Genomic DNA, 25476 nt, shown 5'->3' on the forward strand with positions numbered 1-25476 from the left:
AATCATGTTTGTCTTTAAAAGTCAAGTACATCTTTTGGTGATGAACCAAAATAAAGACAAAAAAATATAATAATATACCCTTGGGCTAGTTAAGCGCTAGCGCTCAACTAGCACCACGGGTTGATGAAAAACCTTGAAAACACCAATTAACCAAAAACACCCCTCACTTTGCCTTCGGAATTAAATGGGCCAATGCCGGAGCGGTTTTGGTTCTTCCTTCACTCACCGCATCGTTTTAAAGCGCCTCGCGAATAAGCTTTTTATGATAACGAACGGACAATACGCCAAACAGCGAATAGCAGACCGTGTAAATCGCCATCACCGTCAACATCGGCGTCCACAGTTCGGTGCCGAAAAAGAACCAGCCGGAACGGACAGCGAAATAGCTGTGAGACAATCCGAGCAGCAACGGAACGCCAAAGTAGAACAGCTGTTTCCGCCGGATGCCCCCGAGCAAGTCGCTTTCGGTGAAGCCGAGCTTGCGCAAAATCGTGTAGTTCGGTCGTTCTTCTTCTCCGGCCCCCATTTGCTTGAAGTAGAGAATGCAGCCGGAGGTGACCAAAAAGGCGAGCCCTAAAAAGGTGACGACAAACATGATCAACCCGAACGTCTGCTTTTGGTGGCGGCTCATCGCCAGGCGCGAATCGGCGATGGAGGCGAACTCCATACGTTGAAACAGCCGATCGGCTCGGTCGATGCTTGTTTCATCGGTCAGATGAACGCCGATGTGAACCTTTTTCTTTTGAGGATCGATCCCTTTTTGCAGATGGGCGAACAGCGTTTGATCGACGACGACCGTCGGCATGCCGTACGTGAAATGGTAGTTGATGTAATAGTCTTTTTTCATTCCAACGTAATGCAGAGGGATCATGCGACCGTTTTCTTCCAGCCGAATCGTTCCCGTTTCTTTAAAGGGAAAGAATTGGCGGAGAAGGTCCTGGTATCCCGTAAGCAGCGCTTCCCCAGGCTTGACATCGATGCGGCCTGTGCTCGTGTCGCTGATCACCGATAACGGTGTGGCGGACGGGTGAAACTGGAGTCGGCTTTGGTCGGCGACGTCCAAAATCATGGAAATATCAGTCGGTACTTCCATGACGTCAATGACGGTTTCCCGATAATGCATATCATGAGATCGCAACGCAGCCATAAAGCGGGCGGCGTCCTTTTTGTCGGTGAACGCGAAATCGGCGGCGACGTTGTTTTGCGCGGATTGCTCGGCTGAATAGTAGGAAATATAGCTTAGTGAGATCAACCCGATCGCGACGGCCGACACGGTCGTGATGATGGTGAGCAGCAATGCGTTTGATTTCATGCGAAACATGAGCGATGACAGCGACAGTACGTCGTTGATCGACAAATAGCCGCCTTTGCGCTTCCGCCATAGGTGGAACAGAAAGCTGATCGTTCCTTTGAAGAACAAATAGGTGCCGATGATGACAGCGCCTAAAATGAACGCCATAGCCATGAATAATCCTTGAACGGACTTCCAGTCGCTGCTAAACAATTTCGTCGATATACTATAGCCGCTGCCGATGAGGATGATCCCTGCCAGCCCCACGACCATGTTCCAGGCAGAGATGTGTTTCGCCTCGGTCGCCGATATGGAGCGGAACAAGGACAAAATCGTTTGTTTTTGGAGAAACAGGCGGTTCATCCCCATCATGAAGGTATAAATTACACTGAAGACGATCAACGTTTGTCCCAATGCCTGAACGGAAAAGGATAGGGACGCCGTTAAGTGAATATCGATGATTTTAAACAAAATCATCATCAGCAGCTTAGAAGCGGCAAATCCCATTAAAATGCCAATGATCAGTGTACCGTAATAGAGAAGGAAATTTTCGGCGGCCAACATGAAAAAGATCGTTCTTTTCGTCAACCCGATCAATTGCAGCAAAGCAATTTCGGTGCCGCGCCGTTGGATAAACAGAGCGTTGGCGTACAAAAGAAAGACGGCGACAATGACGATGAGAAGCATCGAGCCGGCGCGGACCGCTGCCGCCCCTTTTACTCCCCCTTTGATGGCATCCAAGGCCGGATCATATTGCAACGTCACGAACGAGAAATACAAGGCCGAAGCAAACATCAAGGCCAACACGTACAAATAGTAATGTTGAATGTTTTGTTTGATGTTCCGAAACAGAAGCCGTTTCATGTTCATGGACGGACACCGCCCAGCACGCCTTGCGTTTGCATAATGGCTTGGAAAAATTGCTGCTGCGTTTCTTCCCCTTTATACAACTGGGTATACAATTGTCCATCTTTGATAAACACGACACGGCTCGAGAAACTGGCAGCAGCTGGGTCGTGGGTGACCATGATGATCGTCGCCTTCCGTTTTTGATTCAATTGCTGCAATTTGTGCAGCAAATCAGAAGCGGATTTCGAATCGAGCGCGCCGGTCGGCTCATCAGCAAAAATGATGCTCGGTTCATGGATGAATGCCCGCGCTGCGGCGGTGCGCTGTTTTTGCCCGCCGGAAATCTCGCTCGGGTAGTGGTGTTGGATCTCGTCAATGCCAAGCTCGGCCGCCAGTTCTGCAAATCGTCTCTCCGCCTCTTGTTTGGGCGTTTTCGTAATCGATAAAGGCAGAAGGACGTTCTCCTTCACCGTCAGTGTGTCAAGCAAATGATAGTCTTGAAAAATGAATCCGACATGGCGTTTGCGAAATTCGGCCAGTTCTCGGTCTTTCATGGCGGCGATGTTCGTTCCTTCGATGAAAATGGCGCCCCCGCTCACCCGGTCGATCGAGGAAAGAACGTTCAGCAGCGTCGTTTTCCCTGATCCAGAAGGACCCATGATCGCGAGAAACTCCCCCCTCTCCACGCGCAGATCGATGCCTTTGAGCACCTCTTGTCGGTTCTTTTTCGTTCCGTAAATTTTGCGAATGTTGGTTGCTTCCAATATGACCATATCGTTTTCCCTCCTTCGTTTCTATCATAAGCAATGGTGTTGGTTTTTTCCTGCGTTTGGCCGAACAAAATGAAACCGCATGTGACAAAATCGTCACATGCGGTGCGTGCGGATGATGTCATTTTCTTGCGGAAATATGATCGTAAACGTCGTTCCGCGCCCGGGGGTGGATTCGACGTGAAAGTCAAGAAGGAGCGGCTTGGCCGCTTTTTTCGCCAAATACAGCCCCATCCCTGTCACCGCTTTATTTTGATGTTCGATAGTGGAGGTGAAGCCTTTCTCAAAAATGCGCGGCAAGTCCTTTGGATCAATGCCGCGGCCGAAATCTTGAATTTGCAGGCAGGCATGCCGGCTTTCCATAAAGCTTTTCACGACAATATCGGATGACTCGCTGTATTTCACCGCGTTCGTGATGATTTGCCTGATGATGAACGAAAGCCATTTGGCATCGCTCAGGACGGAGCGGACGTCTAATTGAAGGTCAAAGCCGATGCCTTTTTGCATACACCACGATTGCAATGGCTGAATCTCATTGACGAGAAGCGGCTCAAGCTCGACTTGTTCGATATATAAATCGTTTTCCATGTGGGGAAGCCGTTGTTGATGAAGCTGCTGATCGAGAAGCAGATGAATGCGCAGCCACTCATACAAGAGCTGAGACTTGGTGTTTTCATCCTCGACCCGTTCGATGATGAGCCGCATGGCCGTAAGCGGCGTTTTCATTTCGTGAATCCATGACAACCATTCATCTTTCTCTTGTTCCAATGTGGCGCGGTGTTCCGCCTGTTCTTGTTTCCATTGGTCCGTTTGGCTGGCGATGACGCGCTCAACGATTCTCTCGAACGGACTTGCCGCCCGCAGGACAGAGACAGGATCGAGACCGAATTCCCACTCTTGCAAACGTTGATAAAACGCCGTTTCTTTTTTCCAGCGGATGATGACAAAGACAACAAAGATGATGGTCGTTAAAAAGACGATATAAAGGGCGGAGGAGAAGGGAATCGTCGGATTCAGATAAGCGACAAACAAGATGAACAGCTCCAGAAAGAGAAAGAGGGCCATCCAGCTTTTTCGTTCCCACAAATAGTCTTTGATCATCAGTGGCTCCCTTCTTCCGTTGCCATATAGCCTTGTCCGACTTTTGTTTCAATGAAGCGTCCCAAGTCGAGTTCGTCGAGTTTTTTCCGCAGGCGGTTGACGTTGACGGTCAGCGTGTTGTCGCTCACAAACCGCTCGTCCTGCCACAGCCGTTTGATCAGCTCCGTGCGAGTGACGATTTGGTTTTTCTTCGTTAATAAATGTTTCAAAATCAACAGTTCGTTTTTTGTCAGCTCCACTGTTCCGCGTTCATTCGAGACCGTGTTTTTCTCATAGTCGATCGTGGCCCCGCGCCATGTTTGCAGCTGAACGGGTCCGGCGTTGTAGTGGTACACGCGGCGAAACAGCGCCTGGATTTTGGCGATCAGCACGTCAAAATGAAACGGCTTTTGGATGTAATCATCCGCCCCAAGCTGCATCGACATAACCATGTCGGTCGGGTGGTCGCGCGAGGATAAAAACAAAATCGGGACGTTCGAATGCGCACGAATTTGCCGGCACCAGTGGAATCCATCAAATTTCGGCAGCTGGATGTCAATGATGACCAAATGCGGCTTGCAATCCGAAAACTCTTCCAACACACGGCTGAAATCGCGGATGCCGCAAACGTTGTATGACCATTGTTCGAGACGTTGTTTGATTTCTTGAAACAACGTTGTGTCGTCTTCAATGAGCAAAATGTTCAATTTTCTCTCACCACACTCGTTTCTATTAGGCGCTCTGTTTTCATTATACTTGTTTGAGCGTTGGGGGAAAAGAAGCCTATAGTGGAAGATAATGGAAGATTGGAAAGCAATGAGGGACAAAAATGAAAATGATAGTCGCATTGCCTCTCGTGAAAAAACAGCGATTGGCGGCAGTTGGTGTGCGCGGCCGAACGGCGTGCGTATGGCAAAAAGAGCTTGAAGTGATGATCAACGATGGGCTATCATGGATATGGAGGATGGATAAGGAATGGCCAAATGGTGGTGCTTGATTGTTTGAGCTATGCTATGCGCAAGGAATGTATAGGAGTTAGAAATCATCGTTTGACGGGGGATTGGAATGGGAACAACATTTAGGAAAGGTTTTTTATTTTTTCTCTTCTTGTTTATCTGTCTTCTCCATGTGTCTCCTTCCGCTAAAGCGGAAGCGGCCGGACCGCGTACGCAACAGCTTCCTGGGCGCGTGCTCGATTGGGTCATGGATGATCAAAACGGGTATATTTATGCGCTCACGGAAAATGGGACGTTATTATTTATTGAAGCCGGCACATTGTCGATCAAAAAGCGGGAAACCGTTTCTCTGCGGGGATACAGCGCTTTATGGCGGAAATATGCCCAGCGGTCGGTCACTCTTCTTTTGCGGGACGGGAAGCTGTATGTGCCGTCTGAAACATCGATAGACGTTTTTGACGTCAAAACGAAACGGTTGATTCAACGAGCCCCGTATAACGGATTGCCGTTTGGCCTATTAGGCAACAAAATCGTAACTTTCGGAGAGCAGTACGGGCGCGGGAAGACGACGTATGAGATGTATATGTGGGATTTGGCGGCGAAACGCCAAACAAGCCGGCTGATTGCTGACCCTAACTTTTTTTCCGTTTTTTCAGAGGAAAATACGTTGTTTTTCGATGAGAAGCGAGGCCTAGCCTTCATCGGCCGCAATTTTTCCATTCCTGATTTAGCGGTATTGCGCCTGTCCGATTTAAAGGTGATGAAGCAAGTTTCGTATCAAGGGCCGAGAGGCAGCGCGCCCACCCATCCGCTCATCGTTGACGGAAGCGATGTGTTTTTTGCGGGAAGGCGCATTGATGCCGGAAATATCAACATGGTGCACGACTGCTATAACGGCCCCGTTTTGGATGTTCAAGGGACCTACGTTGTGACAAATGAGGCGGTGTATGACCGTTACACCTCTGCCAAGGTCAGCACGCTCCCGTTCCCGACGAACTATGCGCTGATGGATGCAAAGTACAATTTGTATTTGATCAAAGAAGGGGAAAATCGAATTTACAAATATCCATTGCCGGCCGATGAGAGCTATTACGTTCGATCGCCCAATTATGCTTTCACCAATGTGCCGATTTCCCATTTGGCTTATGATCAGTCGACCGGATGGCTGTATGTGTTGTCCGCTGAAGACAGCAAACTGTTTGTCATTCGCGCCAGCGATATGAAAATGGTGAGAGAAATTCATCCCGGACCGCAGCCGACGGATGTAAAAATTGATGGCGGCAAGGTGTATGTTGCGCTATCGGGAGCGACGAAAATGGCGATTTACGACGCCAAAACAATGCGGTTTCTTGGAACGGTGCCGCTGATCGCTGCTCCGCGCACATTGGCGATCGGGGGCGGGAAAATTTTCTTCACTGACAATAGCCGCACGTTGACGGGAGCGATTGCCGTTTATGATATGAAGACGAAAAAACAATGGCGGATCCCAAAGGTATTCATCAATCCAATGATTGTGTATGACGAAAAACAAAATGTATTGTATGTCGGACAGGAAGGAACATCGGATCACGCTCTGTATGCGGTGCGGCTTTCTGATTGGCATGTTTCGGAACTGTTGTCCTTCCCTGGAGGGGACGATGCCTTTTTTATGAACGGCGGGGAGATTTTTTACGGAAAGGCGCGCATCAATCCAGCCCAGCCCGGCGCATTGGTGGCCGCTGAATTTCCGGAGCCGCTGCGGGCGGCGAGCCGTCAATATATCATCACCAGCCGAGCCATTTATAACCGGGCAACAGGAACGAAAATCGCCGATTTGTCATCTGAAGCGTTGCTCGCAACGGCTGGGGATGATGGAATGATCTTCACGTATCGAAAAGTGGCTACGAACCATTATTTGATTAAGCAAAAACCGTCTCGATAAACCGCCGTTGCTGGGGGAGCGTTGGTGCTTCGCCAGAGCGGCATGGAAAATAAGCTAACCAAAAAAGTTTTCACAACGTCTTGACGGGCTCGTACCTCCGCCCGTCTAGTTTTATAAAGAAGCAAATATGTCATAATGAGGATGATGTCCAAGGGTGAACTTTCCAAGGCGTTCAATCACTTAAACACGTCCGTTCACAGATAGGAGGGTCTTTCCATGTCACAACAGCGTAAATCGATCATCCCCGACGACTTTTTATGGGGCGGGGCGGTGACGTCGTTCCAGACGGAAGGGGCGTGGAACGAGGGCGGAAAAGGGCTGTCGATCGTTGATGCGCGCCCGATTCCAAAAGGGCATTCCGACTGGAAAGTGGCGGTCGATTTTTACCACCGCTACAAAGAAGACATCGCGTTGTTCAAGGAGCTCGGCTTTACCGCCTACCGGACGAGCATCGCCTGGACGCGCATTTTTCCGGACGGGGAAGGGGAGCCGAATGAAGCGGGCTTGGCGTTTTATGACGCCGTGTTTGATGAATTGAGAGCGAACGGCATCGAGCCGGTCATTACGCTGTACCATTTTGATTTGCCGTTGGCGTTGGCGAAAAAGTACAACGGCTTTGCTTCGCGGAAAGTCGTCGACTTGTTTGAGCGGTACGCGCGCACCGTATTTGAGCGTTACCGTGGGAAAGTGAACTATTGGTTGACGTTCAACGAACAAAACTTAGTGTTGGAGAACCCGCATTTATGGGGGGCGATCTGCCCGGAAGACGAAGACCCGGAAGCGTTTGCCTACCGCGTCTGTCATAACGTGTTTATCGCCCACGCGAAAGCCGTGAAGGCGCTGCGCGAAATCGCTCCCGAGGCGAAGATCGGCGGGATGGTGACGTATTTGACGACGTATCCGGCGACATGCCGGCCGGAAGATGCCCTCGCCAACGTGCAGGCGAAAGAGCTGCTCGTCGATTTCTTTTTTGACGTGTTCGCCCGCGGCGCCTATCCGCGCTATGTGACGAATCGGCTTGAGAAAAAAGGGATCGTCTTGCCGCTTGAAGAAGGAGATGAGCCGCTGCTGCGGGAGCAGACGGTCGACTTTTTGTCATTCAGCTACTATCAAAGCCAAATCGTCCGCCATCAGGAACAGGATGAGCGGATCATCAAAGGGCTTGAACCGAATCCCCACTTGCCAAAGACAAAGTGGGGCTGGGCGATCGACCCGATCGGTTTGCGGATTGCCTTAAAAGACGTGTACGCCCGTTACGAAATGCCGATTTTCATCACCGAAAACGGCATTGGACTGGAAGAGGAGCTAAACGAGAACGGCACGGTCGAGGATGACGAGCGGATCGACTATTTGCGCCGCCATATCGAACAGATGAAGCTGGCGATGGAAGAAGGAGTCGAGGTGATCGGCTATTTGATGTGGGGCGCGACGGATCTGTTAAGTTCGCAAGGGGAGATGCGCAAGCGGTACGGCGTCATTTTCGTCAACCGGGACGACGAGAACTTGCGCGATTTGAAGCGCTATAAGAAAAAAAGTTTTTATTGGTTCCAGCGCGTCATTCGCACGAATGGGGAAGAGCTGTAAAACAAGAACGAGTTTCAAAAGAGGCGGGGAAGAGCCCGCCTTTTTGCCAATTCTTTGGACGATCGTGGCGAATACGTAATGATTCGAATCACGACATTCGTGTCAATCCACAGCTTGCGAGCCACCTATTTTTCCTCCCCGTCTTTCAATTCCTCTGCTCCCATCGTACGATATACTTCATCTCGGATTTCCTCAACAGGGCGGAACGGCTGATTGGTTTTGAGAATGCCCATTAATTCTGACAAGCGATATTTCTTGGTGACTTCCACTTTTATTTCCCCATCTTGGTTGACAATAAACGTCAGATCATCGCCTTCGGTGAGGCCTAATGTTTTTCGGATTTCAACGGGAATGACCACTTGGCCGCGGCTGGACAGCTTGCTTGTCGCTTTCATGACGATAGGCGATGGTTGATCCGAAACATTCACTTTCTCCATCGATGCGTTCACTCCTTCCCAAACACTTATTGGCCACCCTATTTTTATACTTATTTTTGTGTTGAATCAATCATTGAAAATCGTATTATTTTTTGTGCAGTAAGAAGTCGTGTGTGGACAACAACGATATGAGAACGGACGATAAAAAAAGCCGGCCCCATCAAGGGACCAGCTGTTTTTACAGCTCGCGGTCAAACAGCAAGACACGCGCCGGGGCGGCGTCGGTGCCGACGAGTTTGAGCGGGGCGGCGACCATGAAATAGCGGCCTTCGGGAACCTCTTTTAGCCGCAGCCCTTCGATGACGATGACACCGGCGCCAAACAGCGTTTTATGGGTCGGGTGGCCTTCTTGCGCTCGCTCAATGCCAAGGGCGTCGATGCCGACGCCGCGGATCCGTTTGTCGGCCAAATAACGAGCCGCGTCTTCGGCGACGAAAATAAACTCGAAATTGAACGCATCTTCCAACGAGTTTTTCGTTTTGAACAAAACGAAGTCGCCTTCTTGAATATCAAGGTGGGCGATATCGTTTTTTGTGATCCGGTCATTGACGTCGGTTAAGTCAAACAATTTGCACGGGCCGACAAGGTGGTCAATGGGAATCGTTTCAAATGTCGCTCCGCCTTCGACCATATGGAGGGGCGCGTCAATGTGCGTGCCGGTGTGCACGTCCATGTCGATGCGCGATTCGGTCACATAGCCGTTTGTGACGGTGGTGCGCTTCGGCTGTTTTTCCGGTTTGTTTTTATACACGGGCATGCCCTCGTAAATCGGGGCGGTGACGTCATACACCTTCATCGTTCATTCGCTCCTTTGCATGAGGGATAAAAGGGGCAAGCGCCCCATGTTGGTTTGTCAAAGAGGACGCGATGGGCGCAACGGGAGGGCCATCGCGTCTTTACGACCGCGGATGCTCGATCGGCCACCAGTGGAAGCCGTCTTTTTTGAGCAGCTCGTCCGCAGCCGCCGGACCCATGGAGCCGGCCGCGTAGTTTGGAAAGTCGGCAGCTTTTGTGTTCGCCCACACCTCAGAAATCGGGTCGACAAACTGCCATGACGCCGCCACCTCGTCCCAGTGGGTGAAGTTCGTCGCATCGCCGCGCATGCAGTCGTACAGCAGTTTTTCATACGCTTCCGGCGTGTTGATGCCGTCGATGCAGTTGTTGCAATAGTCGAGTTGAAATGGAGCTGTTATGGTCGTCGATTCCCCGGTTTTTTTGCCGTTTAAATGAAGGGTGATCCCTTCGTCCGGCTGGATGTGGATGACGAGCAAGTTCGGGGCGATCGTCTCATTCGTCCGGTAATATAAGTTCATCGGTACATCTTTAAATTGGACGACGATTTTCGTCGATTTTTCCGCCATCCGTTTGCCGGTGCGGATGTAAAACGGCACGCCGGCCCAGCGGAAGTTGTCGATCAAAAGCTTCCCGGCGACGAACGTTTCCGTGTTCGAGTCCGGGGCGACGTTTGGTTCCTCGCGGTACGCCGGCACGTGTTTGCCGTGGATGGCTCCGCGCCCGTATTGGCCGCGCACGAAATAGCGATCAACCTCGTCGTGAGAAATCGGGCGCAAAGCGCGCAGCACTTTCACTTTTTCATGGCGGATGTCATCGGTCGTTAATTTAATCGGCGGTTCCATCGCCAACAGGGCGACCATTTGCAGCATATGGTTTTGCACCATGTCGCGCAGCGCTCCGGAATGGTCGTAGTAGCGGCCGCGGTCTTCAACGCCGAGCGTTTCGCTTGACGTGATTTGAATATTGGCGATGAACCGGTTGTTCCAAAGCGGCTCGAAAATGGCGTTTGAGAAGCGGATGACCTCGATGTTTTGCACCATTTCTTTGCCGAGGTAATGGTCGATCCGGTAAATTTCCCGTTCGGAAAAAACGCGGCGAATTTCGTCATTCAGCTTCTCGGCGCTCGCCAAGTCGTGCCCGAACGGCTTTTCGATGACGAGCCGCTTAAAGCCGCGCGTTTCTGTCAATCCTTCCGACTGCAAGCGGGAAGTGACGGTGCCGAAAAATTCCGGCGCCATCGCCAAGTAAAAGATGCGGTTGCCTTCGGTCTCGTATGTGCCGTCGAGCTGTTCGAGGAGCGACTTTAAGCGCTGGTACGACTCGGCTTCCGTCACGTCGAACGGATGGTAATAGAAATGGGTGGTGAATCGGCCGTCGGCGAGCTTTTGGTGAAACGCCGTTTCGACCGAGTCGCGCACATAATTTCGAAACTCTTCCGGCGATAACGGGCGGCGCGCGACGCCGACGACGGCAAATTGTTCGTTCAAATGCCCTTTTTCATACAGGCGGTAAAGGGACGGAAACAGCTTCCGTTTTGCCAAATCTCCCGTCGCTCCGAAAATGACGATGATCGATTTCGGGTTCATGTTGTCCACCGTATGTACCTCGCTTTAGCCAAATTTGTCTCTTCAATGAAACCATTGTAGAGGTTTGCCGGCGGGAACGCAAACACTTTGTTGCGTTCCGGCGGCAAAGCGCCTATGTTCATGAAAGAGTCGGGTGTCAGCCCGGTGTTTTTGAGCGAAAAAGAAAGTTGAAAAGCACTGCCGACATTGGTACGCTAACAACAGGCAATGATGAGCGAGATAAGGAGTGAAGCGCGTTGGAACTGTTGTTTTTAGGCACCGGCGCCGGCGTGCCGGCAAAAGAGCGCAACGTATCGTCCGTCGCTTTGCAGCTGCTCGATGAGCGGGGGACGACATGGCTGTTTGATTGCGGCGAAGCGACGCAGCATCAAATTTTGCATACCGCCATTCGCCCGCGCCGCATTGAGCATATTTTTATTACTCACTTGCATGGTGACCATTTGTTCGGCTTGCCTGGATTGCTCGGCAGCCGTTCGTTTCAAAGCGGCGAAACGCCGCTTACAGTCTTTGGCCCGAGCGGTCTGCGCGCGTTTGTCGAAACGGCCCTTGCCGTCAGCGGGACAAAGCTCCGGTATGAACTGAACATTGTTGAGATCGATGAGGGCGTCATTTTTGACGACGACCGGTTCACCGTCATTGCCAAGCGTCTCGACCACGGCATGACGTCATACGGTTTTCGCGTCGTTGAAAAAGATTTGCCCGGCCCGCTGTTGGTCGATCGATTGAAAGCGCTCGGCGTCCGCCCTGGCCCGATTTATCAACAAATCAAGCAAGGGAAAACGGTCATGCTCGATGACGGCACCGTCATCGACGGGCGCGAATTTGTCGGGCCGCCGCAAAAGGGGAGAATCGTCGCCGTGTTGGGCGACACCCGCTTTTGCGAAGCGGCGATTGAACTCGCCCGCGATGCCGATGTCGTCGTCCACGAGGCGACGTTTGCCGCGGCGGAACAGCGGCTGGCGCATGATTATTTCCATTCCACGACCAAAGATGCGGCCGAGGTGGCGAAGCGGGCTGGGGCGAAACAGCTCATTTTGACCCATATCAGCTCTCGCTACCAAGGTGCGGCGGCGCTGCAGCTGCTTGCCGAGGCGCGCGGCGTGTTTCCGAATACCGAACTGGCCGCTGATTTCGCCTCGTTTCCCATTCCGCGCGAAAAATAGAGGCTAGAACCGCCAGCCGCGCTCATATTGGACTGGAGCTTCGATTTTCACGCCCAGCTCTCTCGCTGCGGCGTATGGCCAATACGGGTTGCGCAGCAGCTCGCGCGCCAAAAAGACGAGGTCAGCGCGGCCGTTATGCAAAATTTCTTCCGCCTGCCAGCCGGACGTAATGAGGCCGACGGCGCCGGTCGGAATGTCCGCTTCGCGGCGGATCAGTTCGGCAAACGGCACTTGGTAGCCGGGATAGGCGTCAATAGCAGCCGGCACGACCGCGCCGGAGCTGACATCGACGAGGTCGACGCCTTGTTCTTTCATCCGCTTGGCGTATGGGACATAATCTTTCGCCGTCAGCCCGTCCGGATGGTAGTCGGATGCCGAGATGCGGACAAAAAGCGGTCCGTCCCACACTTCGCGGACGGCGTCGATTACCTCGCCCAAGAAGCGGTAGCGGTTTTCCGGCGAGCCGCCGTACTCGTCTTGGCGTCGGTTGGATAAAGGCGACAAAAATTCATTGATTAAGTAGCCGTGGGCGGCGTGGATTTCGATGACGTCGAAACCAGCTTCCTTCGCGCGCCGTGCGCCATTTTGGAACGCCTGCACCGTCTCTTCAATGTCGGCTTTCGTCATTTCTTTCGGCGTCCGCGACGATTCGTTGAACGGGATGGCCGACGGGGCGATGATCTCCCCTGGCACTTCCGACTTCCGGCCAGCGTGGGCGAGCTGGATGCCGATGGCCGCGCCATGCTCTTTCACAAGTCCGACGAGTTCGCGAAGCCCAGCGATATGGTCATCGCTCCAAATGCCTAAGTCGCGTTCGGAAATGCGGCCTTGCGGCGTGACACCGGTCGCTTCGACGATAATCAAGCCGACTTGGCCGACGGCGCGCGTCGGGTAGTGGATTTTATGCCACGTGCGTACGGCGCCGTCTTTCGTGTCGCACGAATACATGCACATTGGCGACATGACAATTCGGTTTTTCAGCGTCAGCCCGCGGATCGTATACGGCGAAAACAACATCGTGTTCATGACAAGCAGCTCCTTTCTATGCTAATGAATGGTTCATTACTGAATGATAGCACGCTGCTTATCAAAAACAAAATGAAACGGATTGTCGCTGTGTTCGGACTAGGCGGGAAAGGGAGCGGCGCGCTCCGGAGGTCCGCTCTTTACGCTTCGGCGATGGCAGCGAGAAGAGCGCTGCCGAGCTCTTCGGAACGGGCCGTCGCCCGGCGGATGCAGGCGATGACCGCCTCTTGGAACCGGTATTGCTCAAGCACCTTGATGCCGGCTTCGGTCGTGCCGCCCGGGCTTGTGACTTCGCGGCGCAGGACGGACGGATGCTTGTCGGATGCTTTCAACATTTCCGCTGCACCGATGATCGTCTGCAAAATGAGCGTTTTGGCAATATCGCGCTCGAGGCCGATGTCGGCTGCCGCTTTTTCCATGGCTTCGACCAAGTAATACACATACGCCGGACCGCTCCCGGACAGGCCGGTGACCGCATGCAAGTCGCGCTCCGGCACGACGGCGACGATGCCGACCGTTTCAAACAGCTGTTTCGCGACGTCAAGATGCTCTTTGGAAGCAAAACGGCCGCCGGCGATCGCGGTCGCCGATAAGCCGACAGCGGCCGACGTGTTCGGCATGGCGCGCACGACAGGGATGTCGCATCCGGCGAGCTGTTCGATCGTTTCGGTCGTGATGCCGGCGAGCAGAGAGAGAATAAGCTGGTTTGCGCGAAGGGCCGGCGCGATGGCGTTCATGGCTTCCGCGACATCTTTCGGCTTCATCGCCAAAATGACGACATCCGCCTGTTTGACGGCTTCTTGCGCGGAGCCCGCCGTGCGGACGCCGTATTGGCGCGCAAGCTCCTCAAGCCGGGCGCGGTTTTGTCGGTTGGTGACGATAATGTGCGCTGGATGGCAAAACGCTTTCGTCATGCCGGCGATGAGCGCTTCTGCCATCGAACCGGCGCCGATCAACGCGATTGTCCGTTCGTTGTTCATCGTTCGACTCCTCCTTGCATTGGCGTATAAAGTCAGGCAAAAGAAAAAGGTTTTCCGCCCTGCAAAAGGACGGAAAACCTTCGTTTCCGCGGTACCACCTTTTTTGGCCCAGTTTGGCCCAAGCGCCAAACAGACCCGACTCTGCCCCGATAACGCCGGGGTGGCGTTTAGGTTGGCCTAACAGCTCCTAGGGTAGGTTCAACCGCAAAGAGGGCAGCAAAGCCTTCCAGCCGCGGGCTTCGCTCTCTGTTGCCGTTTGCGGTTTACTGGCCCTGTTCATCGCCGGTTTTGCCGTATCCGTGATTTTACTTGCCATTATGCCGTGGGACAGGCGCGATTGTCAAGAGAGGAGCATGAATTTTTTTGCAATTCCGGCGTGCGGAAGAAAAAGGCATGACAAACGGATGAAATCGGTGTAAACTGTAAAATAAAATATAATGAATAACCATTCATTTTGGCGATGAAACGGCTCGAACGGGATGTTTCATGAACTTAAAGGAAAGAAGGGAACGCAATGAAAGAGGAACGGGTTTACCGGTTAACAGTGCCGACGCCGTTTCCGGTCGGTGACGTGCATATGTATGTGATCGCCGGCGACCGGCTGACGTTGGTCGACGCCGGAGTGAAAACAGAGGAAGCGTGGCAGCTGTTTGTGAAGCAGCTTGGTGAGATTGGCTATGCGCCAAAGGATATTGAACAAGTTGTCATCACTCATCATCATCCGGACCATATCGGCTTGCTTGACTATTTTCCGCATGCGCCGATCATCGGCCATCCGAAAGCTGATCCGTTTTTGCGCCGCGAACGTTCGTTTATGGAGCGGTACGTCCAATTTTTTCAGGAATTTTTTACAGAATGCGGCGTCGACCGCCGCTTGTTCAGCCAGCTGTCCAAAGAAGGCGGATCGCTTCGCTACGCAAGTCGGCGCGGGCTTGACATCATGGTGACGGAAGGGAACGCGGTGCCGGGGATGCCTGGGTGGCAGGTCATCGAAACGCCGGGGCATGCGCAAAGCCATATCGCGCTCTACCGCGAGGAGGACGGGCTGTTGATTGCTGGCGACCATTTGCTCGTTCATATTTCCCCCAACCCGATGATGGAGCCGCCGGCGGAAGGGGAGACGGAGCGGCCGAAACCGTTATTGCAATACAACGAATCGCTGCAAAAAATGCTACAATACGACATCGTTCGTTCGTTAAACGGCCATGGCGACGATGCGACCGACATCCCGGCGCTCGTTCGCGAGCGGCTTGCCAAGCAGCGCCAGCGCGCCGAGCGGGTGCTCGAAATGGTGCAAGAGCGTCCGCACACCGTGTTTGAAGTGTGCCAAAAGCTGTTCCCGGCCGTGTATGAACGACAGCTCATGCTGACGATGTCCGAGACGATCGGCCAGCTTGACTATTTGGAAGCGAACGGATATGTGACGAAAAAGCAAGAAGACGGCCATTACGTTTATGAAGCGGCGGGGGTGTCGGTGTGCGGCTGAAGGGGCGCCGTGTCGTCATTACCGGAGCGTCGGGAGGTCTCGGTGAGCAAATTGCCTATGAAGCAGCGCGCCAAGGGGCGATGCCGGTGCTGTGCGCGCGCAATGAAGAAAGGTTGAAAGAAATCAGCGCGCGAATTGAAGCGCAAACCGGCATTCGCGCCCCGTATGCGCCGCTTGACGTCAGCGACCGCGATATGGTCGACGCTGTATTTTCCCGGTTCATCGCTGAACTTGGCGCGATCGATGTGCTGGTCAACAATGCCGGGTTTGGCGTCTTCCGCTATGTCGAGGATATCAACTTGGATGAAATGGAGCGAATGTTTGCCGTCAACGTCTTCGGCCTCATCGCTTGCACGAAGGCGGTGTATCCACATATGAAAGAGAGAAAAAGCGGTCATATTATCAACATCGCCTCGCAAGCAGGCAAAATCGCGACGCCGAAGTCAAGCGTCTACTCAGCGACGAAACACGCGGTTCTCGGTTTTACCGACAGCCTTCGCCTCGAGGCGGAGCGTTTTGGCATTTTCGTCACGGCCGTCAATCCGGGGCCGGTGGAGACGAACTTTTTTTCGATCGCTGATGAATCGGGGGAGTATGTGCGTAATGTATCACGGTGGATGCTGCGGCCGGAAGCGGTGGCTAGGCGCGTTGTCGCAGCGATGATGACGCCGGCGCGCGAAGTGAACATGCCGCGCTGGATGGATCTCGGCGGCCGCTTGTACCGGCTCGCCCCCGGCCTTGTCGAAAAAGTGGCAAAGCGGGCATTTTTTCAAAAGTAAGCGAGGGGATGACCCAAAAGGGTCATTTTCCTTAAATGAAACACAACATATTGTTTTTAATAGTGGTTTTATGCCTATAGTAATGGGAAAGGGTGTCCCGATCCTTTTGGGACACCCTTTCGGATCATCGGATAGACGCGCGAAATGCCTTTCCTCTTCTTGAAGAAAGAAGGCCTTTGGGGCCAGCCCTGTGTTCGTTTGACACGAGCCGGGTCAAGCGCTGGTGATGAACCGGTAGACGGCGTCATGGACAAGTTCATAAATGTCCGCGTTTGGCTGCCTCTCTTTGGCGGCGGCAATGCGGGTGCAAAGCTCGCGCCAATCGTCTTCGTCAAGCGGCATCATGTCATCATCGTAGCCATAACGCCGCAGACAGTTGCGCACCTGTTTTTGCAGCCAACGTTCATCCATTGGCTTCACCGTCCGTTACTGTCCGTTGGTTTCCGTGGACGGAGCGCGGACGACCGACTGAAAGCGGCCTTTGTGCGAACCGTCGCAAAACGGTTTGTTGTTCGACAGCCCGCACCGACAGAGCGAAAACGTTTGTTTCGTCACAAACGGCTTTCCTTCTCCATCGAGCAGTTCAACATCGCCGGTGACGCGCAGCGAGCCGTTGTCGTTCACTTTGATTTGCACTTTTGCCATCGCTTTTTCCTCCTTGCTTTGTTTTGACAGTTTCTTATGTTGGCAGGTAAAATGAATAAGGAAATCAAAGGGAAAAGGAGCCAGCTATGAGTCTGTACATCACGTTTACGGATGCAGCCAAACGGGCGCTTGCCTCTATTGTAGCGAAATCCGGACGGCAGTTAAAGCTGATGTTTGACACTGACGGCTGCGGCTGTTTGGTCGACGGCGTGCCGGCGCTATGGCTTGTCGACAAGGCCGATGACGATGATTTGGCCGTCGAGACGAATTTTGTGCCGGTGCTCGTGGAACGGTCGCGACTCATCTTTTTTGATGAAACGATGACGATTGACGTCAAGCCGGGGACGACCGTTTTTCAGCTCAAAAGCCCAGGGCAAACGTTGAATGGGCATATGCCGCTTGTCGAGGTGAAATCTGGCCATGAACGGTAAGCTGCAGCAGCTTGCAAAGACGGCGAAGCAAAAAACATGGGTGTCGTTCACCCATGAAAACGATCCGTACAGCTTGCTTCATTGGTCGGTCGCCGGCCCGTATCATGAAGCGAAAGACGTCTGGCTGCTGCAAAACGAAATGACGTTTGAAACGAAAGAGTTTCCGACGCTGGAGGCGGCGATCGCCTGGCTTGGCGAACATATGCCGCACATCACCGAGGTGTTGTAAAGGGGCCGTCCCTAAGCCATTTTCGGCCGGGGGCGCCCCTTTCCATAGTTAGAAGCCGCGTTTTGCGCCGAACGGCGCTTTCCAAATGTTATTGCGGACTGTTTTGCCGCTTAGTCGGGTGGATTGCTTTTTCCAATTCTTCTTTTGCGATCACCGGCTTCACCGTATCGGCCGACGGTTTCCCTTTTTGGGCGCGGTTTTTCGCCATTGGTCATCTCTCCTTTTTGCTGTCGTTTAGTTGTATCGTTTGACAAAATGACAACTGTTATGCAAAGGGGGCATAAACAGTGAAAAAACAAGAAAAGCAGAAAAAAAGAGAGGACGATCAAAGATGGACGCTTGCCGACCGGCTCGGTGCCGAGACGGAAGCGAAACTGCTTGCGAAAAAGCGGGCGCTTGCCGAGGAAGAACAGCGGCGTCGGGCGGCGGAAGAGGCGCGGCGTCGCGAGGAAGCGCGCCGCCGTGAGGAACAGAAATCATTTGCCGAGCTGCTTGAGGAAAGCGCGCTTGACTGGCGGAAGTTTAAGTAGCGAGGGGGATGGATGATGAAACCGAATGCGGCAGCGGAGTGCGCTTCTTCTGTTCCATTATGGATGGCCGGGGCGGTCATCACCTTGGCCGTCAACTTGCGCGCGCCGCTTACGACGGTCGGCCCGCTCGTTTCCGATTTGCAACGGGCGCTTGACCTTTCCTACGCCGCCGCCGGGGCATTGACGACGATTCCGCTTTTGGCGTTTGCCTTCTTGGCTCCGGCGGCAGCGGCCCTCGCCCGGCGGTTTGGGATGAAGCGGACGCTCTTTTTTTCGCTTATCGTTTTGCTCGTTGGCGAGCTTCTTCGCCCGCTCTCTGGCGTCGTCTGGCTGTTTGCCGGCACGGCGTTGATCGGCGCGGCCATTGCGGTGGACAACGTCCTGATGCCGGCGCTTGTCAAAGAGTCGTTTCCCGAGCGGGTCGGCTTGATGATGGGCGTCTATACGGTGACGATGAACATGAGCGCGGCGTTCGCTTCCGGGATGGCCGTCCCGCTTGCCGATGGTTGGGGGCTCGGTTGGCAAGGGGCGTTTCGCTTTTGGGCATTGTTTGCGGCTTTGGCGCTTGTCGTTTGGCTGCCGCAAGCGCGCCGCCGGGAAGCGGGCGGCGCGCCGGCAGGAAGCGGCCGCTCAACGCTTTGGCGGTCGGCGCTTGCTTGGCAAGTGACACTGTTTATGGGTCTGCAATCATTTTTCTTTTACTGCATCGTCACTTGGCTGCCGGAGCTTGGGCAAAGCAAAGGAATGGCGGCCGATGCGGCCGGATGGCTGCTCTTTTTCTTCCAGTTCGCCCAGCTGCCGATGATGTTCGTATCCCCGATGTTGGCGGAGCGGATGGATGATCAAAAAGGGCTCATCGGCTCGGCGGTATTGCTCATGGCTTTTGGAACGCTCATCTTTTTCATTGGCCAAGGATGGCTGCTTTGGCTTGGCGCGCTTCTTGCCGGCATCGGCGCTGGCATGGCGTTTTCCTTGGCAATGATGCTGTTTACGCTGCGGACGCGCCGCCCGCTAGAAGCCGCGCAGCTTTCCGCGATGGCGCAGTCGGTCGGCTACTTGCTTGCCGCTGCCGGCCCGCCGCTGTTTGGCGCATTGTATGATGCGGCCGGACGGTTTACCGCCCCGCTTGGCATGTTGTTGGTCGTCTGTGCGGCCATGATGGCGTTCGGTTTAGGGGCGGCGAGGAATAAGTATGTGGAAGAGGATTGATCGGCTTTTGTGGAGCGACCGGTCCATTTGGAAAAAAGAGCCCGTAACGGACATTGGCAGCCGTTGGGCTCTTTTGGTTTGTTTTTTCGTTTTGTCTCTTGTCAGCGCTATGGCCGCCGGCAAGTTCAGTGACGCACATAGGCAGGGAAATAGAGGCTGCGGCGGCCTGCGGTTGTTGCTGGCTTCGCCGGCAATAGGCGTCGGAATGAAGCACGATGGCGCTTCCTGCGATTATCGGTGCGCCTCATACACCGAGCGCTTTGTCGCTTGTTTCAGCCATTCGTATTCGTCGCGGCTAAGCGGCGGGGCGGAAGCGGCCGCGATGTTTTCTTCGAGCTGCCGAAGCCGGCTTGCGCCCGGGATGACAGCGGCAACAACCGGGTCATGGAGGCAAAATTGCAGGGCGGTGGCGGTCAATGAACGGCGGTTGCCGCTTTTTTCTTTCAGCTTTGGAATGAGCGCCTGCAGTTCCTCGTACGAGTAATCGAGATAGCCGTGTTCTCTCACCGCTGCGCTCGCCGCCTCAAGCGGACGGCTGGTGAGCAGCCCCTTCGCGACCGGACCGCGGGCGATGACGCTGATGTTGTGTTCTCGAAGCAGTGGAAACCATTCTTCCGGCCGGCGATCGAGCAAGCTGTATTGCATCATGACGCTGACGATGTTCGAGCGCTTGACGTATTCGCGAATGACGTTTGGGCGGATCGAGGAGATGCCGTACCAACGGATGACGCCTTCTTGCTTCAGCTCTTCGAACGCTTCAATCGTCTCATCGATCGGGTCGTCGATCGTGCCGCCGTGGAGCTGGTATAAGTCAATGTAGTCCGTTTGCAGGCGGCGCAGGCTGTCTTTGACCGCTTGTTTGATATAGGCTTTTGACGGATCCCAGTCCCAGCCGCTTCCGTCTCGGCGCCAACGGTTGCCGACTTTTGTCGCGATGATGACTTGGTCGCGTTTTCCTTTCACCGCTTTGCCGACAAATTCCTCGTTTAAGCCGCGGTCGTATAAATCGGCTGTATCCAAGTAGTTGATGCCGCGCTCCAATGCTTCATGGATGAGATAGATGGCATGGTTTTCATCAGTGCCGAGCGACATGCAGCCGAGTCCAATTTCGCTGACGTATAAGTCTGATGTGCCGATGCGGCGTTTGTTCATCTTTTGCGCCCCCTTTAGCGATCGATGATGATATGTTCATTGTACAACGGAAGCGAAAAAATGGCCAAACATGTAGTACAATGGAAAAGAGTCCATCAATCGATAGGGGAGAAGAAGAATGGAGGAGTTGTATGAAAAAACCGTCCGCAAAGAGAAATTGTTCAGCGGCCGCATCATTGACTTGTATATCGAGGAAGTCGAGTTGCCAAATGGGAAAACGAGCCGGCGCGAGGTGATCAAGCATCCAGGGGCGGTGGCGGTGCTGCCGCTCTTGCCCGATGGAAAGATTGTCCTCGTCCGCCAATATCGAAAGGCGCTTGAGCGCGCATTAGTCGAAATTCCAGCGGGCAAGCTAGAACATGGGGAAGAGCCGCACGCTTCCGCACACCGCGAGCTCGAAGAAGAAACCGGCTACCGCGCCCAATCGATGCGCCATCTCATTTCCTTTTACACATCGCCCGGATTTGCCGATGAGCTCATTCATTTGTACGTTGCCGAAGGGCTGGAAAAAGTGGAGGATGGCGCCGGTTTGGATGAGGACGAATTCGTCGAATTATTGGAAGTGACGTTGGAGGAGGCGCTTCGTATGCTTGAGCGACGCGAAATTTATGATGCAAAAACGGCGTATGCCTTGCAATATTTGCAGCTGCGCCGCGCGCTAGGGGAGCAAAATGCCGAATAAAAAAAACGAGGGCGGCCTCGGCCGTTATTACGCTGATTTACATATTCACATCGGCCGCACCGCCTCGGGCCGCCCGGTGAAAATTACTGGGGCGCGGACGTTGACGCTGACCAACATCTTGCATGAGGCGGCTGAGGTGAAAGGGATCGACCTCGTCGGTGTCATTGACAGCCATGTGCCGGAAGTGCTGGACGAGCTCGAGCGGGCAATGGAGAAGCACGGTTGGCGCGAACATGAGGGGGGCGGTGTCAGCACCGGAAAGGTGACGCTGCTTTTAGGCAGCGAGGTCGAAGTGTATGACGACCATTGCCATGGGCCGATCCACGTGCTCGTTTTTTTGCCGACTGTGCAGACGATGCGCACGTTTTCCGGCTGGCTTGGCAAACGGGTAAAGAACGTGTCGCTCAGTTCACAGCGCATTTACGTGTCCGGCCGTGAGTTGCAAGCTGCCGCGAAAGAGCAGGGCGGCTGGTTCATTCCCGCGCATGCGTTCACCCCGTTTAAAAGTTTGTACGGAAAAGGGGTTAAGCGCAGCTTGACGGAAGTGTTCGATCCGGATTTGATTGATGCCGTTGAACTTGGGTTAAGTGCGGACACTGCGATGGCTGACCAAATCGCCGAGCTGCACCGGTATCCGTATTTGACGAACTCGGATGCCCATTCGCTGCGAAAAATCGCCCGCGAATATGAACAAGTGCAGCTCGCCGCTCCGACGTTTGCCGAGTTCAAAAAAGCGCTGCGCGGTGAAGACGGGCGCGCGATCGTGGCAAATTACGGTTTAAATCCAAGGCTTGGAAAATACCATCAGACGGTGTGCGAACGCTGCTTGGCTCCGGCGGAGCGGGATGCCGAACGCTGCCCGGCTTGCGGCCATCACCGCTTCGTTAAAGGGGTGTTCGACCGGTTGCAGGAACTGAAAACGGCGGAAGATGGGCCGAAACGGCCGCCGTACATTTACCAAGTGCCGCTTGAGTTCATCCCTGGCCTTGGTCCAAAAGCGTATGAAAAGCTGCTCGGCCGCTTCGGCACGGAAATGCGAGTGCTTCATGAGGCGGCGGAAGACGAGCTTGCCGAGACGGTCGGAGAAAAACTCGCCCGGATCATCGTTCTCGCCCGCACCGGAGCACTCGATATCAAAGCGGGCGGCGGCGGGAAGTACGGAAAAGTGTGGGAGAGGTAATCGCTCAGACAACGTTCCTGCCGTTCATCACCGTGCTGGGCGCGTTGCTTCGTTCGGCCTGATCGTGTGTGAGTGAATCGAGTCGGCGTGCCGTCCATGGAGTTTACTTCATATGGATGGGACGCTGCTTCAAGTGGGCTTGCCTGTGGGCAAGCCTGTTGTTTTTCGAAAAACAGTCATATCGAAAGCGGATGGACATACAATCTACTAAGAGACAAAGTAGGAGGACGAAGCAGAATGAGAACCCATCCGCTGAAATCAGCTGTCGCTGTCCATTGGCGTGAACATGCTTCACTGTACGTTTTTGTCATTGTCTTGTTTCTCATGGGCGTCGTTTTCGGCGCCATGATCGTCAACAGCCTTAGTTTCAGCCAAAAGCAAGACTTGTACTATTACTTGACGCAATTTTTTGGACAAGTGTCAAAAGACAATATCGCAAGCGCCCATGATATGTTCCGGCAAAGCTATATGCACAACATCAAATATACCGCATTGATGTGGGTGCTCGGCATTTCTGTCATTGGCTTGCCGATCATTCTTGTTTTGTTGTTTTTCAAAGGCGTCGTCGTCGGCTTTACGGTTGGCTTTTTAGTCAACCAAATGGGTTGGCGCGGGTTTCTTTTGTCGTTTGTGTCTGTCATGCCGCAAAACTTGGTGTCCATTCCGCTAATGATCGTTATGGGTGTTATTTCCATTTCGTTTTCCTTGTACATGGTGCGCAACCAGTTTATGAAGCGGCCGCATGGATCGATGTTTCCGATGGTGATGCGCTATGCGGCAGCGATGGCGGCCGCTGCGCTCGGATTGCTTCTCTCCTCAGCGATCGAGGCGTATCTTTCGCCAGCATTGATGAAACAGGCGGTTGAATGGACAATGAATATAAAATTAAATATTATATAATAATCATTATCATTACTTTATAATAATTGATTTTACTTTGATACTTCCCTCGTGCATTTGTTATAATGGTGGGTGAATGGCGAGGGAGGAATGAAAACATGGAAGATCGTGTGGAACGAATTAAGAAGCAGCTTCATTCGGCTGGTTACAAGCTGACGCCGCAGCGGGAAGCGACGGTAAGAGTCCTGCTTGAACATGAAGAGGACCATTTAAGCGCGGAAGACGTCTACCTCCTCGTGAAAGAAAAATCCCCAGAAATCGGGTTGGCGACCGTTTATCGGACGCTCGAGCTGTTAACCGAGCTGAAAATTGTCGATAAAATCAATTTCGGGGACGGGGTGTCGCGCTATGACCTCCGCAAGGAAGGAGCGGCCCATTTTCATCACCACCTCATCTGCTTAGAATGCGGGTCGGTGGCGGAAATTCAAGAAGATTTGCTTGAGGATGTCGAAGCGATTGTTGAGGAGAAGTGGAAATTTAAAATTAAAGACCATCGTTTGACGTTCCACGGCATTTGTCACCGTTGCCAGCAAAAGCATGAAGAAAAATAAAAACCTTTTCCAACGGGAAAGGTTTTTTGCGTATAAACAACGAAACAAATGGCATATCCTCATACTAGCAAGCTGACAAGCAGCTGATAGGGAGGATGCCATGAAAACCGTTTGGCAAATGGTGAAAGTGTTTCTTTTATTTACGGGATGCACCATTTTATTTTATTATAGTCTTGTATGGTTTAACCGCGAGTACGAGTATTACCACCGATACGATGAGCCGAAGGGATCGGCGGTCAAAGTATCGGCGGCGGAGAGTGCGCCGCCAAGTTGGCTCGACCGACTGTTATTTTTTTATCGCGATGGGGAGTAGAGAGCGTTGGAATACGAGTTGAAAGATTTTCTGCATTATTTGACGGTGGAGCGGAATTTGGCGCACAATACGATCGTTTCATATGAACGCGATTTGAAAAAATACGTCCGCTATTTGCGCCAAGTCGAGCAGCTTCAGGCGTGGGGCGAGGTGGAGCGCCTCCATATTCTCCATTTTTTAAAGTTTTTAAGCGAACAAGGGCAATCGGCGCGGACGATCGCCCGCCATTTGGCGTCGATCCGTTCGTTTCATCAGTTTTTGCTAAGGGAGAAAATCGCGGCGCAAGACCCGACCGTCCATATCGAAACGCCGCAGTTTGAACGGACGCTGCCGAAAGTGCTGTCGGTCGAGGAAGTCGAGGCGCTGCTTGCAGCGCCGCAAGTGAGCACACCGTTTGGGCTGCGCGACAAGGCGATGCTGGAGCTGTTGTATGCGACCGGCATGCGCGTCAGTGAGCTTGTGCAGCTCAACTTAAGCGACGTGCATTTGACGATGGGGTTTGTCCGCTGCTATGGAAAAGGGCGGAAAGAGCGGATCGTGCCGATCGGGCGCATGGCGATTGAAGCGCTTGCCCACTATTTGGAGCGAGGGCGCCCGCAGCTTGTCAATCCGCGACGACGGGCAACGGAGGCGCTGTTTTTGAACCATTATGGCCAGCGGTTGACACGGCAAGGGTTTTGGAAAATTTTAAAGCGGCTCGCGAAAGAAGCCGGCATCGAAAAAGAATTGACGCCGCATACGCTTCGGCATTCGTTTGCGACGCATCTGCTTGAGAACGGAGCCGATTTGCGCGCTGTGCAAGAGTTGCTTGGGCATGCCGACATTTCGACGACGCAAATGTATACGCATGTTACGAAAACGCGCCTAAAAGACGTGTACAAACAGTACCACCCGCGCGCCTAGCAGCTGCCGTATGCTAGGCGCTTGCCTGTCGTTTTAGTTGTCAGACTT

Annotated in this window: 28 protein-coding genes; 16 read left to right on the plus strand and 12 right to left on the minus strand. The window is 53.3% G+C overall.

What is annotated here, in order from left to right; translation table 11 throughout:
- Nucleotides 1-235: 235 nt before the first annotated feature.
- The 4 genes from GJ1_RS11515 to GJ1_RS11530 form a co-directional block, all read right to left on the minus strand.
- Complete coding sequence (locus tag GJ1_RS11515; RefSeq protein ID WP_066232510.1) at nucleotides 236-2161, minus strand: FtsX-like permease family protein; 1926 nt, start codon at nucleotides 2159-2161, stop codon at nucleotides 236-238.
- The gene (locus GJ1_RS11520) at nucleotides 2158-2913 is read right to left on the minus strand and encodes an ABC transporter ATP-binding protein (RefSeq protein WP_066232513.1); all 756 of its coding nucleotides are present in this window, start codon (nucleotides 2911-2913) and stop codon (nucleotides 2158-2160) included. Before GJ1_RS11520 ends, GJ1_RS11515 begins: the two co-directional genes overlap by 4 nt.
- 93 nt (nucleotides 2914-3006) lie before the next feature.
- Nucleotides 3007-4011 (minus strand): sensor histidine kinase, encoded by a 1005-nt coding sequence (locus GJ1_RS11525; RefSeq protein WP_066232516.1) that lies wholly within the window; start codon nucleotides 4009-4011, stop codon nucleotides 3007-3009.
- Entirely contained in the window at nucleotides 4011-4697 is a 687-nt protein-coding gene (locus GJ1_RS11530) for a response regulator transcription factor (protein WP_066232520.1), read from the minus strand. The genes GJ1_RS11525 and GJ1_RS11530 overlap by 1 nt, the downstream gene beginning before the upstream one ends.
- A gap of 122 nt (nucleotides 4698-4819) precedes the next feature.
- On the opposite strand from GJ1_RS11530, the gene GJ1_RS18390 reads away from it, so the two are divergent.
- The 3 genes from GJ1_RS18390 (at nucleotide 4820) to GJ1_RS11540 (ending at nucleotide 8451) form a co-directional block, all read left to right on the plus strand.
- Complete coding sequence (locus GJ1_RS18390) at nucleotides 4820-4987, plus strand: hypothetical protein (RefSeq protein WP_157068384.1); 168 nt, start codon at nucleotides 4820-4822, stop codon at nucleotides 4985-4987.
- A 68-nt stretch (nucleotides 4988-5055) separates the two neighbouring features.
- Complete coding sequence (locus tag GJ1_RS11535) at nucleotides 5056-6867, plus strand: YncE family protein (protein ID WP_066232523.1); 1812 nt, start codon at nucleotides 5056-5058, stop codon at nucleotides 6865-6867.
- Nucleotides 6868-7083: 216 nt separating this feature from the next.
- Nucleotides 7084-8451 (plus strand): glycoside hydrolase family 1 protein, encoded by a 1368-nt coding sequence (locus GJ1_RS11540; protein WP_066232526.1) that lies wholly within the window; start codon nucleotides 7084-7086, stop codon nucleotides 8449-8451.
- Between the two features lie 125 nt (nucleotides 8452-8576).
- Here GJ1_RS11540 and GJ1_RS11545 read toward each other — a convergent pair whose 3' ends face one another.
- From GJ1_RS11545 to zwf, 3 genes are all read right to left on the minus strand, one after another.
- The gene (locus GJ1_RS11545; RefSeq protein WP_066232527.1) at nucleotides 8577-8888 is read right to left on the minus strand and encodes an AbrB/MazE/SpoVT family DNA-binding domain-containing protein; all 312 of its coding nucleotides are present in this window, start codon (nucleotides 8886-8888) and stop codon (nucleotides 8577-8579) included.
- Nucleotides 8889-9066: 178 nt separating this feature from the next.
- Nucleotides 9067-9684, minus strand: coding sequence for a cyclase family protein (locus GJ1_RS11550; RefSeq protein ID WP_066232530.1), 618 nt, complete (start codon nucleotides 9682-9684; stop codon nucleotides 9067-9069).
- Nucleotides 9685-9784: 100 nt separating this feature from the next.
- A complete protein-coding gene (gene zwf, locus GJ1_RS11555; protein ID WP_066232534.1) occupies nucleotides 9785-11278 on the minus strand; it encodes a glucose-6-phosphate dehydrogenase in 1494 nt (497 codons plus the stop codon).
- A 227-nt stretch (nucleotides 11279-11505) separates the two neighbouring features.
- On the opposite strand from zwf, the gene rnz reads away from it, so the two are divergent.
- On the plus strand, nucleotides 11506-12432 hold the full coding sequence (gene rnz / locus GJ1_RS11560) for a ribonuclease Z (RefSeq protein ID WP_066232538.1): 927 nt from the start codon (nucleotides 11506-11508) through the stop codon (nucleotides 12430-12432).
- A gap of 3 nt (nucleotides 12433-12435) precedes the next feature.
- On the opposite strand, the gene namA is transcribed toward rnz, so the two are convergent.
- A complete protein-coding gene (gene namA, locus GJ1_RS11565) occupies nucleotides 12436-13458 on the minus strand; it encodes an NADPH dehydrogenase NamA (RefSeq protein ID WP_066232541.1) in 1023 nt (340 codons plus the stop codon).
- A gap of 140 nt (nucleotides 13459-13598) precedes the next feature.
- Nucleotides 13599-14438 carry a pyrroline-5-carboxylate reductase ProI gene (proI, locus tag GJ1_RS11570; protein ID WP_066232544.1) on the minus strand — a complete coding sequence of 280 codons (840 nt, stop codon included), beginning with the start codon at nucleotides 14436-14438 and terminating at the stop codon, nucleotides 13599-13601.
- A gap of 514 nt (nucleotides 14439-14952) precedes the next feature.
- Here proI and GJ1_RS11575 point away from each other — a divergent pair.
- Nucleotides 14953-15924, plus strand: a complete 972-nt coding sequence (locus GJ1_RS11575; protein ID WP_066232547.1) for an MBL fold metallo-hydrolase — start codon at nucleotides 14953-14955, stop codon at nucleotides 15922-15924.
- Complete coding sequence (locus GJ1_RS11580) at nucleotides 15915-16703, plus strand: SDR family NAD(P)-dependent oxidoreductase (RefSeq protein WP_066232550.1); 789 nt, start codon at nucleotides 15915-15917, stop codon at nucleotides 16701-16703. The genes GJ1_RS11575 and GJ1_RS11580 overlap by 10 nt, the downstream gene beginning before the upstream one ends.
- Nucleotides 16704-16916: 213 nt before the next feature.
- Here GJ1_RS11580 and GJ1_RS11585 read toward each other — a convergent pair whose 3' ends face one another.
- Nucleotides 16917-17114 (minus strand): YqzH family protein, encoded by a 198-nt coding sequence (locus GJ1_RS11585; RefSeq protein WP_066232552.1) that lies wholly within the window; start codon nucleotides 17112-17114, stop codon nucleotides 16917-16919.
- Nucleotides 17115-17129: 15 nt separating this feature from the next.
- Nucleotides 17130-17348, minus strand: coding sequence for a CDGSH iron-sulfur domain-containing protein (locus tag GJ1_RS11590; protein ID WP_044730927.1), 219 nt, complete (start codon nucleotides 17346-17348; stop codon nucleotides 17130-17132).
- Nucleotides 17349-17434: 86 nt separating this feature from the next.
- Here GJ1_RS11590 and GJ1_RS11595 point away from each other — a divergent pair, with 86 nt between their 5' ends.
- The 4 genes from GJ1_RS11595 to GJ1_RS11610 all read left to right on the plus strand — a co-directional run bounded on the left by GJ1_RS11595 (nucleotide 17435) and on the right by GJ1_RS11610 (nucleotide 19747).
- Complete coding sequence (locus GJ1_RS11595) at nucleotides 17435-17779, plus strand: iron-sulfur cluster biosynthesis family protein (RefSeq protein WP_066232555.1); 345 nt, start codon at nucleotides 17435-17437, stop codon at nucleotides 17777-17779.
- On the plus strand, nucleotides 17769-18008 hold the full coding sequence (locus tag GJ1_RS11600; protein WP_066232558.1) for a YqkC family protein: 240 nt from the start codon (nucleotides 17769-17771) through the stop codon (nucleotides 18006-18008). Before GJ1_RS11595 ends, GJ1_RS11600 begins: the two co-directional genes overlap by 11 nt.
- Before the next feature lie 287 nt (nucleotides 18009-18295).
- Complete coding sequence (locus GJ1_RS11605; protein ID WP_066232561.1) at nucleotides 18296-18538, plus strand: YqkE family protein; 243 nt, start codon at nucleotides 18296-18298, stop codon at nucleotides 18536-18538.
- A gap of 15 nt (nucleotides 18539-18553) precedes the next feature.
- The gene (locus tag GJ1_RS11610; protein WP_083509991.1) at nucleotides 18554-19747 is read left to right on the plus strand and encodes a CynX/NimT family MFS transporter; all 1194 of its coding nucleotides are present in this window, start codon (nucleotides 18554-18556) and stop codon (nucleotides 19745-19747) included.
- A 231-nt stretch (nucleotides 19748-19978) separates the two neighbouring features.
- On the opposite strand, the gene GJ1_RS11615 is transcribed toward GJ1_RS11610, so the two are convergent.
- Nucleotides 19979-20899 (minus strand): aldo/keto reductase, encoded by a 921-nt coding sequence (locus GJ1_RS11615; protein ID WP_066232568.1) that lies wholly within the window; start codon nucleotides 20897-20899, stop codon nucleotides 19979-19981.
- Nucleotides 20900-21017: 118 nt separating this feature from the next.
- On the opposite strand from GJ1_RS11615, the gene GJ1_RS11620 reads away from it, so the two are divergent.
- The 6 genes from GJ1_RS11620 to xerD all read left to right on the plus strand — a co-directional run bounded on the left by GJ1_RS11620 (nucleotide 21018) and on the right by xerD (nucleotide 25428).
- Nucleotides 21018-21581 (plus strand): NUDIX domain-containing protein, encoded by a 564-nt coding sequence (locus GJ1_RS11620; RefSeq protein ID WP_066232570.1) that lies wholly within the window; start codon nucleotides 21018-21020, stop codon nucleotides 21579-21581.
- A complete protein-coding gene (locus GJ1_RS11625; protein ID WP_066232572.1) occupies nucleotides 21571-22761 on the plus strand; it encodes a TIGR00375 family protein in 1191 nt (396 codons plus the stop codon). The genes GJ1_RS11620 and GJ1_RS11625 overlap by 11 nt, the downstream gene beginning before the upstream one ends.
- Nucleotides 22762-22998: 237 nt before the next feature.
- Complete coding sequence (gene spoIIM / locus GJ1_RS11630; protein WP_066232575.1) at nucleotides 22999-23661, plus strand: stage II sporulation protein M; 663 nt, start codon at nucleotides 22999-23001, stop codon at nucleotides 23659-23661.
- Nucleotides 23662-23759: 98 nt separating this feature from the next.
- Nucleotides 23760-24212, plus strand: coding sequence for a ferric iron uptake transcriptional regulator (gene fur / locus GJ1_RS11635; protein WP_011231799.1), 453 nt, complete (start codon nucleotides 23760-23762; stop codon nucleotides 24210-24212).
- Between the two features lie 100 nt (nucleotides 24213-24312).
- Entirely contained in the window at nucleotides 24313-24525 is a 213-nt protein-coding gene (locus GJ1_RS11640; RefSeq protein WP_011231798.1) for a YqzK family protein, read from the plus strand.
- Between the two features lie 6 nt (nucleotides 24526-24531).
- A complete protein-coding gene (gene xerD / locus GJ1_RS11645; protein ID WP_011231797.1) occupies nucleotides 24532-25428 on the plus strand; it encodes a site-specific tyrosine recombinase XerD in 897 nt (298 codons plus the stop codon).
- The last annotated feature ends 48 nt before the right edge of the window (nucleotides 25429-25476 follow it).

The sequence above is a fragment of the Geobacillus jurassicus NBRC 107829 genome, assembly GCF_001544315.1.
GTDB classification, from domain to species: Bacteria; Bacillota; Bacilli; order Bacillales; family Anoxybacillaceae; genus Geobacillus; species Geobacillus jurassicus.

Excerpts from the sequence above, each read along its gene's own strand:
- GJ1_RS11640 (WP_011231798.1), top strand. The coding sequence starts at position 24,313 with ATGAAAACCGTTTGGCAAATGGTGAAAGTGTTTCTTTTATTTACGGGA.
- namA (WP_066232541.1), bottom strand. The coding sequence starts at position 13,458 with ATGAACACGATGTTGTTTTCGCCGTATACGATCCGCGGGCTGACGCTG.
- spoIIM (WP_066232575.1), top strand. The coding sequence starts at position 22,999 with ATGAGAACCCATCCGCTGAAATCAGCTGTCGCTGTCCATTGGCGTGAA.
- GJ1_RS11525 (WP_066232516.1), bottom strand. The coding sequence starts at position 4,011 with ATGATCAAAGACTATTTGTGGGAACGAAAAAGCTGGATGGCCCTCTTT.
- fur (WP_011231799.1), top strand. The coding sequence starts at position 23,760 with ATGGAAGATCGTGTGGAACGAATTAAGAAGCAGCTTCATTCGGCTGGT.
- proI (WP_066232544.1), bottom strand. The coding sequence starts at position 14,438 with ATGAACAACGAACGGACAATCGCGTTGATCGGCGCCGGTTCGATGGCA.
- GJ1_RS11620 (WP_066232570.1), top strand. The coding sequence starts at position 21,018 with ATGGAGGAGTTGTATGAAAAAACCGTCCGCAAAGAGAAATTGTTCAGC.
- GJ1_RS11535 (WP_066232523.1), top strand. The coding sequence starts at position 5,056 with ATGGGAACAACATTTAGGAAAGGTTTTTTATTTTTTCTCTTCTTGTTT.
- GJ1_RS11540 (WP_066232526.1), top strand. The coding sequence starts at position 7,084 with ATGTCACAACAGCGTAAATCGATCATCCCCGACGACTTTTTATGGGGC.
- GJ1_RS11595 (WP_066232555.1), top strand. The coding sequence starts at position 17,435 with ATGAGTCTGTACATCACGTTTACGGATGCAGCCAAACGGGCGCTTGCC.
- GJ1_RS18390 (WP_157068384.1), top strand. The coding sequence starts at position 4,820 with ATGAAAATGATAGTCGCATTGCCTCTCGTGAAAAAACAGCGATTGGCG.
- GJ1_RS11550 (WP_066232530.1), bottom strand. The coding sequence starts at position 9,684 with ATGAAGGTGTATGACGTCACCGCCCCGATTTACGAGGGCATGCCCGTG.
- GJ1_RS11585 (WP_066232552.1), bottom strand. The coding sequence starts at position 17,114 with ATGGATGAACGTTGGCTGCAAAAACAGGTGCGCAACTGTCTGCGGCGT.
- GJ1_RS11610 (WP_083509991.1), top strand. The coding sequence starts at position 18,554 with ATGAAACCGAATGCGGCAGCGGAGTGCGCTTCTTCTGTTCCATTATGG.
- GJ1_RS11615 (WP_066232568.1), bottom strand. The coding sequence starts at position 20,899 with ATGAACAAACGCCGCATCGGCACATCAGACTTATACGTCAGCGAAATT.
- GJ1_RS11545 (WP_066232527.1), bottom strand. The coding sequence starts at position 8,888 with ATGGAGAAAGTGAATGTTTCGGATCAACCATCGCCTATCGTCATGAAA.
- GJ1_RS11600 (WP_066232558.1), top strand. The coding sequence starts at position 17,769 with ATGAACGGTAAGCTGCAGCAGCTTGCAAAGACGGCGAAGCAAAAAACA.
- GJ1_RS11625 (WP_066232572.1), top strand. The coding sequence starts at position 21,571 with ATGCCGAATAAAAAAAACGAGGGCGGCCTCGGCCGTTATTACGCTGAT.
- GJ1_RS11575 (WP_066232547.1), top strand. The coding sequence starts at position 14,953 with ATGAAAGAGGAACGGGTTTACCGGTTAACAGTGCCGACGCCGTTTCCG.
- GJ1_RS11590 (WP_044730927.1), bottom strand. The coding sequence starts at position 17,348 with ATGGCAAAAGTGCAAATCAAAGTGAACGACAACGGCTCGCTGCGCGTC.
- GJ1_RS11520 (WP_066232513.1), bottom strand. The coding sequence starts at position 2,913 with ATGGTCATATTGGAAGCAACCAACATTCGCAAAATTTACGGAACGAAA.
- GJ1_RS11515 (WP_066232510.1), bottom strand. The coding sequence starts at position 2,161 with ATGAACATGAAACGGCTTCTGTTTCGGAACATCAAACAAAACATTCAA.